Origin of the sequence: Megasphaera sp. AF13-6AC (genome assembly GCF_027685385.1) — a bacterium.
Classification (GTDB): domain Bacteria; phylum Bacillota; class Negativicutes; order Veillonellales; family Megasphaeraceae; genus Megasphaera; species Megasphaera micronuciformis.
The window spans coordinates 419-1126 of record NZ_JAQCUN010000239.1; the positions used below are offsets into that span (position 1 = coordinate 419).

General features: G+C 48.0%; 1 protein-coding gene. It reads right to left on the minus strand.

Annotated elements, in window-relative coordinates:
- Nucleotides 1-25: 25 nt before the first annotated feature.
- Nucleotides 26-640, minus strand: coding sequence for a formate dehydrogenase accessory sulfurtransferase FdhD (locus tag PGX78_RS08495; RefSeq protein ID WP_270446517.1), 615 nt, complete (start codon nt 638-640; stop codon nt 26-28).
- Nucleotides 641-708: the final 68 nt, after the last annotated feature.

Here is a 708-nt window from a genome sequence, read left to right on the forward strand (position 1 = left end):
CAATTTATAATAAAATGTATTTTTTCTAGAAAGACACTCTTTCAGGATGTGTATATAGGCGGAAGGAGTTGGGTCGCAGGCCGCAAACAACCGTAATCCCGTATTCATTCGCCAATTTTAAACCCAAGGCCGACGGCAAGGCCCTGGATGCAATTAAATGCACGCCCATACCGTGTACCTTGGAAATAACCGACTGAGGCACGCGACCGCTGAAGATAAGCATTACATCGGAGACATCGATTTTTTTGTCTTCCACAATCCCTCTCAAACGGTCTAAAACATTATGACGACCGATGTCTTCAGCATAGGCCAGGACTTCACCGTTACGCACTAATGCCCCTTCATGAACACCGTGAGAAGCGTGATGAGCTGCCGATAACGAATCAAGTAAGCCGCCGTAACCGCAAATTTCATCGGCCTTAACTGTTCCTAATCGATCTGCCGGAGGCGTCGGTATTTCATGAGCTTCCGCCGTCGTCTTAACGAGAACCTTTCCGTCTTCTACAACCAAAGACTCAATATCGGCATACGTAGGCACCAGGTTTTCAGCCAGAACATAGCCGATAGCCAGGTGGTATATATCCTGAGGCGAGGAAATGAGCATTCCCCGTTCACTGCCGTCAATAATAACGGGCACCATGACTTCCTGAGAAAAGGTAAAACCGTCCCTATTCTCGGCTTATCCGGCAACCCGTCGGCAGCGTTTAA

Excerpts from the sequence above, each read along its gene's own strand:
- PGX78_RS08495 (WP_270446517.1), bottom strand. The coding sequence starts at position 640 with ATGGTGCCCGTTATTATTGACGGCAGTGAACGGGGAATGCTCATTTCC.